Origin of the sequence: Steroidobacter sp., assembly GCF_036406195.1 — a bacterium.
GTDB lineage: Bacteria > Pseudomonadota > Gammaproteobacteria > Steroidobacterales > Steroidobacteraceae > Steroidobacter.
This window is the reverse complement of record NZ_DASWVW010000027.1, coordinates 315534-328842: the sequence shown is the minus strand read 5'-3', so window position 1 is coordinate 328842 and position 13309 is coordinate 315534. Positions and strand designations below refer to the sequence as shown.

11 protein-coding genes are annotated in these 13309 nt (G+C 61.9%); 4 read left to right on the top strand and 7 right to left on the bottom strand.

Going from position 1 to position 13309, the window contains the following annotated elements; translation table 11 throughout:
• The first annotated feature begins 12 nt into the window (after positions 1–12).
• The 3 genes from VGE08_RS12995 (at position 13) to VGE08_RS12985 (ending at position 3225) form a co-directional block, all read left to right on the top strand.
• A complete protein-coding gene (locus VGE08_RS12995; RefSeq protein ID WP_331068321.1) occupies positions 13–1575 on the top strand; it encodes a sodium/sugar symporter in 1563 nt (520 codons plus the stop codon).
• Positions 1576–1759: 184 nt separating this feature from the next.
• Positions 1760–1903: a hypothetical protein gene (locus VGE08_RS12990; protein WP_331068320.1), complete on the top strand. Its 144-nt coding sequence runs from the start codon at positions 1760–1762 to the stop codon at positions 1901–1903.
• 131 nt (positions 1904–2034) lie between these two features.
• Entirely contained in the window at positions 2035–3225 is a 1191-nt protein-coding gene (locus VGE08_RS12985) for an amino acid aminotransferase (RefSeq protein WP_331068319.1), read from the top strand.
• A gap of 66 nt (positions 3226–3291) precedes the next feature.
• On the opposite strand, the gene VGE08_RS12980 is transcribed toward VGE08_RS12985, so the two are convergent.
• Positions 3292–4146, bottom strand: a complete 855-nt coding sequence (locus VGE08_RS12980; protein WP_331068318.1) for a class I SAM-dependent methyltransferase — start codon at positions 4144–4146, stop codon at positions 3292–3294.
• 73 nt (positions 4147–4219) lie between these two features.
• Here VGE08_RS12980 and VGE08_RS12975 point away from each other — a divergent pair, with 73 nt between their 5' ends.
• Entirely contained in the window at positions 4220–4660 is a 441-nt protein-coding gene (locus tag VGE08_RS12975) for a helix-turn-helix domain-containing protein (RefSeq protein WP_331068317.1), read from the top strand.
• A 98-nt stretch (positions 4661–4758) separates the two neighbouring features.
• On the opposite strand, the gene VGE08_RS12970 is transcribed toward VGE08_RS12975, so the two are convergent.
• The 6 genes from VGE08_RS12970 to VGE08_RS12945 all read right to left on the bottom strand — a co-directional run bounded on the left by VGE08_RS12970 (position 4759) and on the right by VGE08_RS12945 (position 13299).
• Positions 4759–5136 carry a hypothetical protein gene (locus VGE08_RS12970; RefSeq protein WP_331068316.1) on the bottom strand — a complete coding sequence of 126 codons (378 nt, stop codon included), beginning with the start codon at positions 5134–5136 and terminating at the stop codon, positions 4759–4761.
• A 287-nt stretch (positions 5137–5423) separates the two neighbouring features.
• Positions 5424–6836 carry a pectin acetylesterase-family hydrolase gene (locus VGE08_RS12965; RefSeq protein WP_331068315.1) on the bottom strand — a complete coding sequence of 471 codons (1413 nt, stop codon included), beginning with the start codon at positions 6834–6836 and terminating at the stop codon, positions 5424–5426.
• Between the two features lie 361 nt (positions 6837–7197).
• Positions 7198–8127 (bottom strand): hypothetical protein, encoded by a 930-nt coding sequence (locus VGE08_RS12960; protein ID WP_331068314.1) that lies wholly within the window; start codon positions 8125–8127, stop codon positions 7198–7200.
• 277 nt (positions 8128–8404) lie between these two features.
• On the bottom strand, positions 8405–9808 hold the full coding sequence (ligM, locus tag VGE08_RS12955; RefSeq protein WP_331068313.1) for a vanillate/3-O-methylgallate O-demethylase: 1404 nt from the start codon (positions 9806–9808) through the stop codon (positions 8405–8407).
• Entirely contained in the window at positions 9805–11049 is a 1245-nt protein-coding gene (locus tag VGE08_RS12950; protein WP_331068312.1) for a LysR family transcriptional regulator, read from the bottom strand. Before VGE08_RS12950 ends, ligM begins: the two co-directional genes overlap by 4 nt.
• A 129-nt stretch (positions 11050–11178) precedes the next feature.
• Positions 11179–13299, bottom strand: a complete 2121-nt coding sequence (locus VGE08_RS12945; RefSeq protein WP_331068311.1) for a 3-hydroxyacyl-CoA dehydrogenase NAD-binding domain-containing protein — start codon at positions 13297–13299, stop codon at positions 11179–11181.
• Positions 13300–13309 lie beyond the last annotated feature (10 nt).

Genomic DNA, 13309 nt, shown 5'->3' with positions numbered 1-13309 from the left:
AGAACAACAGACATGCAGCTTGCCACGCTCGATCTGGTCATCATCGTCATCTATGCCATCGGGCTGTTCACACTGGCGCAGTGGGTGTCTCGCGAGCGCGGCGGCCGGGCCAAGGATTCGGCCGAGTACTTCCTGGCTTCCAAGACCCTGCCCTGGTGGGCCATCGGCGCGTCGCTGATCGCCGCCAATATTTCCGCGGAACAGATCGTCGGCATGTCCGGCTCGGGCTATGCCATCGGCCTGGCGATCGCCTCCTACGAATGGATGGCGGCGTTGACGCTGATCATCGTCGGCAAATGGTTCCTGCCCATCTTCCTGAAGAACCAGATCTACACCATGCCGCAGTTTCTCGAGCAGCGCTATGGCCCGCGCATCCGCACCTTGATGGCGGTGTTCTGGCTGGGCCTGTATGTGTTCGTGAATCTCACCTCGATCATCTGGCTGGGCTCGATCGCCATGGCCAAGGTTGCGGGCATCGATCAGAACAGCGCGCTGGTGGGCCTCGGCTTGTTCGCCCTGGTGTATCAACTGCGCGGCGGACTGCGTGCGGTGGCCATGACCGACATCGTGCAGGTGTCGTTGCTGGTGCTCGGCGGGCTGCTGGTCTCGTGGCTGACCTTGAATGAGATCAGCGGCGGCAACGGTGTGGTGGCGGGCTTCGGCACCTTGCTGGCAAGCGCGCCCGGACATTTTCACATGATCCTCGAGTCGGCGCATCCCTACTACAAGGATCTACCGGGCCTGTCCGTGCTGATCGGCGGCATGTGGATCGCGAACCTGAGCTATTGGGGTTTCAATCAATACATCATTCAACGCGCGTTGGCCGCAAGGAGTCTGCAGGAAGCGCAAAAAGGCGTGATCTTCGCCGCCTATCTGAAACTCTTGATGCCTGTCATCATCGTGCTGCCCGGCATCGCCGCCGTGCTGCTGGCGCCGGATCTGGTCAAGCCGGACGAAGCGTATCCAACCATGATGCGGTTGTTACCCACGGGCATTGCCGGATTGGTGTTCGCCGCGTTGATCGCCGCAATCATTGCCTCGACCGCCTCCAAGATCAATTCCATCGCGACCATCTTCACCCTGGACGTTTACAACAAGATGGGCCAGCCCAAGCCCGAGCGACAACTGGTGCTGGTGGGCCGGATCGCAGCGGTCGCCTCCATTCTGATGGCGATCGTCACGGCGCGGCCGTTGCTCGGCAGCTTCGATCAGGCATTCCAATACATCCAGGAGTACACCGGTTTCTTCACGCCTGGCATCGTCGTGATCTTCATGCTCGGCTTGTTCTGGAAGCGAGCCACGGAAGCAGGCGCACTCGCCGCCACCATCGGCTCGTTCGCCCTCTCCATCGCACTCAAGGCGCTGTGGCCGTCGCTGCCATTCATGGATCGGATGGCGGTGGTATTCCTGCTTGCGCTGACATTAGCAGTCGTGTTCTCGCTCATGCAGACGGCCGCGCCGACCTCGAACCGCGTCACGACGGCGGATGTGACTTACAGGACCCCGCCAAGCTTCAATGTTTGTTCGCTGGGCGTGATCGCCATCCTGACCGCGCTCTACTCCGTATGGTGGTAGCGCGCCATCGATGTGGCCAAGTTCATGCGGCACGTGTATCGTGACACCGCATGGACATCACCGAAAGATTGCTTCGGGACGCCGGCATTGGACCTGGCATGCGTGTACTCGACCTGGGCTGCGTGTCGAAGGGCTTGTCAGCACACGCGATAAGCCGACCAATCTCGCGGTCATCGTTCGAGCCATGCTCTCGCGCATCACCAGCCATGGCGTAGTCAGCGAGGCGGAGATCGATCTAGACACTCTCGAATCGAGGCTGGCTGCCGAACGGCAGGCGACCGACGCGGTGTATGATCACCGACATGGTTTTCTGCGGCTGGGCGCGTAAGCCCTGAACCTGTCCCCGCCAGACGATGACAGCGCCGCCCAACGCCGCCATGGCCTGGGGCCTGCCATCTCATTAAGATAGGCGCCCCAATCCTGGCGCTGCCGCGCCGTCGACGCTGACGGAGTCCCCCCTTGTTCGAGAATCTGCAAGCCCTCCCCGAGGATCCCATCCTGGGCCTGTTGGCCGCCTTTCGAGCCGACACGGCGACCCGAAAAATCGACCTGGGCGTGGGTGTCTATAAAGATGAGCGCGGCAACACGCCGGTGCTCAAAGCCGTGCGCGCCGCCGAGCAGGCAGTGCTTGCCGATCAGCAGACCAAGACCTACCTGGGCCCCGCCGGCAACGAACAGTTCAACGCCCTGATGACGGAGCTGGTGCTTGGCAGCAAGCACACGGCCGTGACCAGTCGGCGCGTGAGGGCCATGCAGGCTCCGGGCGGATGCGGTGCCCTGCGCCTGGGTGCCGAACTGCTGGTCACGACCGGCGCAAAGCCAACGGTTCATGTCAGTGATCCGACCTGGTCCAACCACGGTCCGTTGTTGAGCAACGCGGGCCTGGTACTCGAAAAATATCCCTACTTCGATGCGCGCACCGGCACGGTCCGCTTCGATGCCATGCTGGAACGTCTCAACGCGCTGCCGGCGGGAGACGTGGTGCTGCTGCACGGTTGCTGTCACAACCCGACGGGCGCCGACCTGTCGCTCGACCAGTGGCGCAAGGTGGCCGACGTACTCGTGCAGCGCCGCCTCGTGCCGTATGTCGACATCGCTTATCAGGGTCTCGGTGAAGGCATCGAAGCCGATGCCGAAGGCGCCCGCCTGATCGCAGCGACCGTGCCCGAGGCGCTCATCGCCGTCTCGTGCTCGAAGAACTTCGGCTTGTATCGCGAACGTGTCGGATTGCTGATGGTGCTGACGCAAAGCGAAGCGCAGACCAACGCGTCCGTCAGCCATGTGCGCAAGATCGCTCGTGGCATCTATTCGATGCCGCCGGATCACGGCGCAGCGATCGTCGCCCGCATCCTGAGCGATACCAAGCTCACCGAGGATTGGCGTGCCGAGCTCAATGCGATGCGCGAGCGCATGATGAAGCTCCGCAATGCTTTCTCCGCCGCCCTGGCGCGGACGGGCAAGGCCGAAGTCGCGGCTGCAATCGCCAATCAGCGTGGCATGTTCTCGATGCTGCCGTTGAAGCCCGAAGCCGCCGATACGCTGCGCGAGAAACATCACATCTATATGACGCGCGACGGCCGCATCAACATCGCCGGCATCGACCAGGACTTGGTGGACTTCCTGGCCGAGTCGGTCGCCTCGGTGCTCTGACGCTCCCCGCCTCGAACTGAACTGCGCTGCTCTTCGTGGGGAGCGCAGTCGGCATCAAATCAGCGCTCACTCGCGCCGGACCGCGGTGACGAGCCAGCACGCCATTGTGAAATGGGCGGCGCCGTCGCGAATATAAGTCTGGAAAGCCGCGCGCAGAGCCTCTGCTACGCGCGCTTGTAGCGCCGCGTCCTGCACATCTCTCAACGCGACACCCACCGGGCCAAGCTTGGTCACATAAGCAAACAAGTCCTTTTCGGCAACATTGCCCTCCGCATCCACCGGACGGACGGCAATGTCGCTCCAACCCGCTCGCTCCAGGATCCGCCGCACGCGGTCGCCATCGGCAAACGCGAATTGGCCTGGCGCATTCGCAGCGGCGCATGGCATGTTTGGAAGCAATGGCTCGGCTGCACGCTTTGCCGCGGTCATGAAGGGATTTTCGGCCGGGCTTCTCCAGGCCACGAAAGCCAACTGCCCGGACGGTCGAACCGCTCGCCGCAAATTGGCAAATGCGCCTTCCGGGTCGTCGAAGAACATCACCCCAAAACGCGAGATGATGGCATCGGCACTGCCCGGCTCGAATGCATGAGTTTGAGCGTCGGCCTGCAAAAAACTGGCATTGCCGACTCGATCCGCGGCTGCGCGAGCCCGCGCCGCGGTCAGCAACGGTTCGGAAATATCGACACCGACGCAATGGCCTCGCGGCCCGAGGCGCTGCGCCATGGCCCGTGTGGTCATGCCGGCCCCGCAACCGATATCGAGCACCCGGCCGCCCTCGCCCGGAAAGCCCGCGTCGATGACCTTCGACGCGAACGGCGCCAGGATGCCATCCAGCACTGCCTGCATCTCCACCCAGGTCCGCCCGGACGCTTCATTCCACAGCTCGACCTGATCCTGATTGGCTTTGCCACTGTTGCTCATGTCTGGACTCCGCGGCTTGCATGTAAACCACCGTGGACGCACTCTACGACTTCAAGTCGACTTGAGGTCAAGCATGAAGCTCCTGGACATCGCGCAAGTTGCTCAACGCTCCGGTGTACCCGCCTCTACGCTACGGTTCTATGAACAGGAAGGACTGATTGCCTCGGCAGGCCGCCGCGGCTTGCGGCGGCTGTTCGATGCAAAAGTGCTGGAGCGCCTGTCGGTGATCGCACTCGGCCGGCTGGCCGGCTTTTCTCTGAAGGAAATTGCGCAGAGCTTCGCCCCGGACGGTGGCTTGCGCATTGATCGCTCGAGCCTCGCCGCCAAAGCCAAGGAATTGGACGAGGTGATCAAAAGACTGAGTGTGATGCGCGATGGCCTGCGCCACGCGGCGGCCTGTCAGGCGCGTCATCACATGGAATGCCCGCACTTTCGCCGCTTGATGAAGGTCGCAAGCTCGGGCCGGCTCGATGCCAAACCGAAGAAACCGGCTCGCGCGCCTAAACGGTCGTAGTGGCCTTTACACGCCGCAGGGACTCTGTTGCGCTCCAATTGCGCATCCAGTTCGAATGAGCAGAATCTGCAAGCTGGCGTGCGCGCCTGACGACGCCGCTACATCGCATCGCCGAGCAGTTGCTCGCGCTCGGCCTGCAAGCGGCGTCGAAGATATTCGTCACGGCTCAGGCCGTCTGGGATGGTCTCTAGGGACATGACCTCGGAGACGATCTGACTCTCCCGAACCTTGTACAGTTCAAACATCGGGTCGGACTGCTCGGCGGCGCGCGCATTGCGTTGTCTGGCATCTGCCAGGTAGCGTTCCCAGAGTGCCCGCATCTGCTCCATTTGTTGTTGTTCGTCAGGAACGGTGGCGCCAATCAATCCGGCACGAAGCAGGAAAGTTTCTCCGGCGGACAAACCTCCAGCCTGTTCGATGCGGGAGAGTTCCTGTGAGAGATCGGCTGCTCGCTGACGAGCTTCCTCGAGCGACAAAATCGGAGCCTGCGCGAAAAATTCTCGGGCCCGCTCATTGAATCTTGCACGCTCGTGGATATCGACCGGGTTGGCGCTCTCGTTCGAGCTTGCTTGCGTGTCGGCAGGAGCAGGGACAGGCGATTCGGCGGGCGCGACCTGCTCCCGAGCTTTACCGAGTGTCTCGCGAGCGTCGCCCCGCGTCGTTCGCTCCGCTGTGGGCTTGTTGAGATACAACATCCAGCCAAGGGCCACAGCGGCCAGCGCAAGGGCGACGATCGTTGTCCATCGAACCCGCATCAACTCACCTACAGCAGCGACTCGATCAGCTGATAGATCAGATTGGGCGGCTTGGCGCGGTCGGCCTGGTCGCTGGCTTCGGACGCGTCCAGCACGGCGCCGCCACCCTCCAGCACGCTATCGATGAAGTGGCGCAGCTCCAGCGAGCGCTCCTGGATGTCGCCGTTCTCGAAGTCGACAATGGTCGTACAGTGGCTTTCATTCAGCGCGCGGAATTGCGGGAAGTAACCACCGAAGTTGGGCAGCGTCTGCAACGTCTGTCTCAGACGTTCGGTATCCGTGCCCCACTTCGCGTGAATCAGCGCCTCTTTCGCCGCCTGGCTCGGCGCGCCGACGATCTCTGGAAAGAAACGCTCGTAGGAGTATGAGGAATAATTCAGGTCCTGCCAGAAATGCGTGTGGCCGAGACGATCGTTCGGCACTTTCGCAGCCAGCGCCGCGTAAATGCTGCCGAAATCGTTGCTGTTGAAGTTCGGCAACACCGAAGCCAGGTACGGCATCGGTCCCTGATCCAAACCCCAAGCGGATCGAATCTGAGTATGTAGCGGCACCGATGGGTACTGGGCAGGATTGCCCCCCACAGGCGCGAAGAACGATGGCCCGGAGTCGTTGATCAAATATCCGTATGTCGGCGCCAGGTCACGCCGAACCGTCGCGTAGCTATTGAGACTGCCGATGCCTCCCGCACTACAGCCCGTGGACAGCATCTGCGTCGGTCGAGGCAATCGATTCTTCAGCCATGCGAGGACAGCACGCGTGTTGCGGGCGCCATTGTGATGAAAGACCAGCGGACTGTTCTGCCCGGTGGGATCGTCATACACAGCGACTTTGTCGCCGCTGTACACATCTCCCGTGCAATAGGGAACATAGATCATGTTCCAATTCTGGGTCTTGACCGACGACCACGGATGCGCGCGCACGACGAAGGGACTGACCAGGCTGCTCGCAGGATTGAGCAAGCTCATGTAGTCGTCCGGAATGCCGTTCGGATTGCGAGCGCCGCGGATGCCGGTCCGGCCGCTGCAACTTTCATAATCCCAGCACGCCCCGCCGCCTTCCATGTATAGGATGGTGTTGCGCGTGTTGGGCACCCGGTTCACGAAAAGTTTGTATTGCGAACCGTTGCCGCACACCGCGCCAGTCGAGGGCGCGAGCTTGATCGTCTGCCACTGATAGTAGGCACCGGGGCTGAAGCCGTCATTGAACCCCGAAGGATTCGGCAACATCGGATACGGCCCTTGCATTTGTGCCGGTGTCACCGGGTTATCGGCCGGCGGCGGGGAGAACAAATTGATGATCGTCTGCAGGGCGCTGTAATCCCCTGCTTCAGCGTGCGCCTGAGGCATCGCGCCCACAGTGCAGACCAACAGGGCCAGCGAAAAAAGCATCGTGCGCGCAGTGGAGAAAACGAGTCTGGCCATGACCTTCTCCTCGTGAGTCCGTTCGCTACTTTGCGGGAACTGCGTTCTAGGGCACTGCCTTGGCCCGGAATGATGCTGCTCCTCGATTCCGATGTTTGTCAACCAATGCACCGCCAGCTATAGAGTCTCGTAACGAATCGGACTTATAACTTTTCGGCGGCTGCTCCACCGAGAGCAACACTGATTGCAGCCCGCGTCACGCGGCGTTCACCTGGCGGAACTGAGGCCGCGTTCCCAACGTAAAGCGATACTCTGCCTGGCCAGCGACATGGCGAGTTAATAGGAGCTGGCGGGCCCTTGGATTCGAATCCCATGCGTTCCGATGATCCCGTGGCGCAGGCCGCGGGTCATCGTGCGTCGATCATTTAGCCGCGTTGACCTCGGGCTGGTCGGCAGCGTCGCCCAGCGCAGCAGCGAGTGTGGGTGCGCTCAGCAAACGTTCGGCGACCTTCTCCAACTCGGCGCTGGAGGTGGCTGCAATTCGTGACAGTGTCACTTCATCGAGCGGGCCGAAGCGCAGGCCCAGCAACTGCGCGATGAGACTGATCAGCCTCTCACGACTTCCCTCCGCTCGGCCTTCCGCTCGGCCCTCCGTCTTTCCCTGGCCATAGAATTTCCTGGCAAAGTCACTTTGATACTCGTAGTTCGCTGGCAACATTTCCTGCAACGCCCGCCGGGCGGCCTCGCTGAGAGACAGATAGATCAGGTCAAGGTACAGTCCGGCCCGCTCATTGTCGAGATTGGAACAAACACGTTGCGCTACCAGAGCAATGCGGGCTGCTTTGGTCACGTCTTCATCGTGGCCATGGGCCATGGCTGAAAGCACCGCTAGCTCCGGATCGGCTTGCGCCTGCTCATCATCGACGATCTCAGGCACGCCGGACGGACCGATGACCAGGGGCGTGAACATGTTTCCACAGCCTATGTCGATGGGCTGCGCGGCCCATGTCGCTACAGTGTCGTCATCCGTCACCACCAGCACCTGCACTGGACACTCCAACTGCGCGCGCAAGCTCGCCGCGTAAAGTGGCCACACGTATCGCTTGCGCGGGTCGGACGAGAGTTGCACTTCCACGATGATTCCGAACACCGGCTCGCTGTGGATCTGCAGCAGCACCACAAGATCCGCGCGATACTCCACGGGTCGTATCTCCGTGAGATCAGCGGCGTGAATGCGCGCGTCGGCGTAGCGCGGCAGTTGGACGCGCAGCGCCGTCTGCACCAACTCAGGCGCCAGCTCCGGTCGGCCCCGAAACAACTCCAACAGCGCTTCATGCAGATGAGACGGCATGACTCGACGGTAACCGCCAACCGTCGGCGTAGAGGCGCGAATAACCGGAGCATTGTCGAATTAATCGAGACTTTTGGACTTCAGATCTCTGCTGGGGCCAGATGTTGCGCGATAGATGGGAGCCTCATCTCTTTCCGCGGAAACGCCAACTGTTAAATACCTACTGCATCATTCGACTCACGAGGCTGACGCCTTGGCTTTGGCGCCCTGCAAGCTCGCTGGCGATATATAGCAGCAGCGCCGGCGTACGTGACGCCGGCTGACGCGATTTGCTGCTTTATACCGCCTGCTTCGTACGCCACCCCTGGTGATAACCTTCACGAGCATCGCGTGCGTATGGCACGGGTGCGACTTTAACGCGAACCTCGGTCTGCGTGTGACGCTCGACAGTCGACTTCGCGGTTCCGCCATTTTCTTCGCCCCACACCAGCGTCAGCTCGTCGCCCACGTTGATGTCGGGGTCCACTACGCCCAGCGACAACACGCGGCGCTCGTTGAAGCTGGTGCCGCCGAACATCGAGAAGCCCACCATCTTGCCGCCCTTCATCACCGCGTCATAGGAAGAGGACGCATAATTGAAGTTTGGAATGTCCATGTACTTGTAGTTGGGCATGGTCGGATCGAAGTACGAGCGATACAGGCGCGCGATGTCTTCGGCGTTCCATTCGAACGTCACCTTCTTTCGATGTGGGCCTGGTGCCATTTTCTCCAGGGCTTCGCGGCCGATGAACTCATGATCGAACTTGATGAACGGTCCATAGCCCAGCGCATACGGAGTCAGGTAGTAATCTTCAATGTTGTCAGAGACGAAGCTGCCACCGATGGAACCCGTCGCCTCGTAGCCGGTGGCGGGTAGCCACTCGCGATACGCACGCATTTTTTCTCCGCTGTACACCGCGGGCAGCGGCGACGGAATCCAACCGGACTCCAACGTATTCGTTGCATACGCGCGCGAACCCACCTGGACCAGGCCGAACTCGGCGCCCGCCTCCAGGATGGTTTCCCGAACTTCGTCGTATTGCTCGTAGGGTCCCCAGATCTCGAGGCCCGGCTCGCCTGCCATGCCATGACGCAGGCAGCGTACCGGCCGGCCATTGATGTTGATGCGATCCATGGTGAAGAACTTGACGTCCGGCAGCGGACCGCCATTCAGCTTGGCGAGGACCTGCGCCGCCTTGGGTCCCTGAATCTGATAGCGGTAGTGCCGCCGCACCACGGCTTTGCCGCGCGGATACGAGGGCGAGCGATCGTCGCGAATGTACTCAACCTTGAAGCCGCTCGTCTCGGCATGAAACTGCATCCAGTTCACCGTCGGAGCGCGCCCCACGAACAACAGCTCGTCGCGATCCAGATAAAAGAGAATGCCATCGCCGATGACATAGCCATCATGGCTACACGGAACCATCTGCTTGGCGCGGTCCGGCTGGAAGTTGGCGAAGCTGTTGATGGTGAGATATGAGCACAACTTCAGCGCATCCGGCCCTCTGACGGTGAGTTCCGCCATGTGATGCGTTTGATCGAACAGCACCGCCGTCTCGCGCCAGCCCCGCTGCTCATCGCGCCAGTTGGTGAATTCGTTGGGGACCACCGGATACACATAGGCGCCGATTTTCGAGTTGCGGAGCATGCGCACCGCGTTGCCCGCCTGTTGCAGCGTCTGTTCCAGATTGTTCGGCTTCATCGCTCACTCTCCTTCATCTCATCGCTGACCGCCCGCAGGTGGCGCATCAGCGCATCCAGGCCGACAGAACGTTTGGCGTCGGCTCGCGTGGTTATACCGATGGGGCGTTCGCTGCCCCGCATATCAATGGGCAGCACGGACAACATGCCGTGCAACTCTTCGTAGTGAATCTGGTTGCGCGACAGGATGGAGAGCCGGTCGCTCTCCATCAGCAGCCCGCGCAGAGCCACCAGTGCGTTGGATTCGATGGCGTTTTTCGGCACCGGCAAACCGACGGCACGCATAACCTGCTCGAAAGCCTTGCGCGAAGGCGCAGCTTTGTAGGGAAGCACCCATTCGGCGTCGATCACATCGGCAAGCCGCAGCGATCGAGCCGATGCCAGGGGATGCCCCTTGCGGCAGACTACCGAAAGCAGGTCTTCGAACAGCTTCTCCTGCACGATGTCGCTGCAAGGCACTGGGTAGCGCAGCACACCGACCAGTACATCGACATCACCACAGCGCAGGTCCTCCAGCAGCGACTCGTAGGTTCCTTCGAGCAGCGTGACCAGCAGATCCGGATATTCCTCTTTGAGGCGCGCCACGGCCCGGGGAACCAGCAAAGTGCTGGCTAGTGGCAGCGCGCCTACCACGATGCTGCCCGTGATTTTGCCGAGATGGGCCGCGATGTCGTCACGGGCCAGCTGCCATTCGTGGAACATCAGCTTGGTCCTTCGCACCATCACTTCACCGGCACGCGTGAGCAACATGCCGCGGGCCGTTCTCAGGAACAGCTCGGCTTCGACGATCCGCTCCAGCTCACGCAGCGTTTGCGTCACCGACGGTTGGGAAACGTCCAGTTCCACCGCGGCCGCCGTTTCTGTCTGGTGCCGCTCGACGGCGAGAAGCGCTCGCAGATGTCGATGCGTGACCTTCGCACTGATGCTCGCGGACGAGCGGCGTGACACCCCGATTTCCTCGAGCTCCTGCTCGGCATAGGTGAGCTGCGCGAATGCCCGCTGAGTTCGATCGAGCACGATCGCGCCGACGGCCGTGGCCATCATGCCCTTTGCGGTCCGCTCGAATAACTCCAGACCCAACGATTGCTCGAATTCGTGGATCGCGCGCGTTACCGCAGGTTGGGTCAGGTGCAGGAGCGAGGCGGCTTTGTGAACCGAGCCCCCCTGCGCCACGGCCACGAGGGCGCGCAGCTGGCGCATGTTCATCTCGATGCGCGACGGCAGCGCACCTCGGGAGGTCATGCGCTCACGGTTCGCATTGGGATGTATCAAGATCGAGGCGGTTCGCTCCGGCATGTCACTCCAACCTGAGTTCACGTCAGCCGACCTGGACCTTGGGATAATAGCGGCTCATGACATGCTCGGGGACATTCATGCCCTGGTTCGTTCGCTGTCCCACTGTGCAAAAGACCTGTCCTGCCGAGCCAATTGCTCGAGCAGCGCGGCCGGCCGCCAGTAATCATCGCCCAGACGGCAGCGATAGTGCTCGATGCGTTCCAGAACGCGCCCCAATCCCAGGGTATCGGCATGAAACATCGGCCCGCCCAGGTGACGTGGGAAGCCGTAGCCGTGAATCCAAACGACATCGATGTCCGCCGCTCGCAGAGCGACGCCGGATTCCAGCACCTGCGCGCCCACATTGATCAATTGCAGAAGGCAGCGCTCGACGATTTCCGGCGCCTCGATACTACGGCGCTGAATCCCACGCTCCCTGGCGAGCCGCTCGATCAAGGCCGCCACTTCCTCGTCCGGCAACGCCTTGCGATTGCCGGGCTCATAACGGTAGAAGCCGGCGCTGGTCTTCTGCCCCAGCCGGTTCATGGCGGTGAGCGCGTCGGCGATGACGAAATACGGGTCCGGACGCTGCTCCCGCTTGAACAACTCGATGCGAGTCCTGGTGCCCACGTCGGTGCCGCCCAGGTCGTTGACGCGGGCCGGGCCCATCGCAAATCCAAAAGCCTCGACGGCCGCATCGACCTGCTCCGGTGAGGCACCTTCGAGCATCAGCAACTCCGCTTCACGCCAGTAGCCATCGAGCATCATCTTGTTGCCGATAAACCCGAAGGCATCTCCAGCGACGACGCCGATTTTTCGCAAGAGCTTCGCCACTGCGAGCGCCTTGGCCAACGCAGCCGGCTCTGTCGCGCGAGTGCGCACGATTTCCAGCAGCCGCATGATGTGCGCCGGGCTGAAGAAATGCAGGCCGACCACGCGCTGCGGGTCGCGGCACGAGGCGGCCAGCTCGGCAATCGAAAGCGTCGATGTATTGAATGCCAGCAATGTCGATGCAGGCGTCAGCGAGGCAACTTTCGAGAGCACCTGCTGCTTGAGCGCCAGGTCTTCGAACACGGCTTCGATGACGACATCGGCACCGGCCACGGCCTCGATGTCCGCAGAGTCGACGATCCGGCTGCGCCGCTCGGCGGCTTGATCGGGCGTCAGCCGTCCACGAGCCACGCTCGATTCGAAGTTGGCGGCAATCAGTCCCAGGCCACGCTCCAGCCCGGCCGCGGACGAATCGATCAACGTGACTGCGACTCCTGCGTCGGCACATGCGGTAGCAATGCCGCTGCCCATCGTTCCCGCGCCGATGATCGCCACACGAGCGATAGGGTCCTTCTGAGATTCAACGGACAAGCCGGGCACACGAGACACCTGCCGCTCGGCGAAGAACAAATGTCGAAGTGCCTTGCTCTCCGTGGTCGTGAGCGAACGATCGGCGAGCTTTCGTTCGATCGCGAGTCCCGCATCGAAGTCCGACTGCACCGCCGCGGTCACCGCATCGACGACGAGCTGCTGGGTAGTTCTTCCCTTGAGCGCACGTGAATGTTTGCCAAGCACCGCGGCAATGCCGGCCGAATCGAAACCCGTGACATCGACCGCCCGTCCGCGAGTAGCCCGCGGCGTGGCGCCCTGCTCCACCAGCTTCGCGCAGTACTGTTGTGCGCCCTGAACCAGGTCGCCATCGATCACTGCATCGACGAGGCCAAATTGCTGGGCAGTCCTGGCATCCACTGGCGCGCCGCTGATGATCATGTCGAGCGCCGCGATGGCGCCGATGACGCGAGGCAGGCGCTGTGTGCCGCCGGCGCCCGGGATCACGCCCAATGTGATCTCCGGCAAGCCCAACTTTGCGTCCGGCACGGCAACTCGATAGTGACAAGCGAGCGCCAGCTCCAGCCCGCCGCCCAACGCCGTTCCATGCATGGCCGCGACGACCGGCTTGGGCGCAGCTTCGATCGCAGCGAACACCGATTGCAACGTCGGCTCGCTCATCGGCGCGTTGAACTCGGAAATGTCAGCACCGGCCGAGAACGTCCGGCCGGCGCAGGCGATGACGATGCCTCGAACCGCGTCATCCGCCAGCGCCATCTCGAGGCCAAGCGCCAATCCTCTGCGGACCGCGGCGCCCAACACATTCACCGGCGGATTGTCGATCAGCAGCAGGCCGACGTTTCCAGTGCGTTGGTAGCGAACGGCTTCTGACTGCATCGAGCCTCGC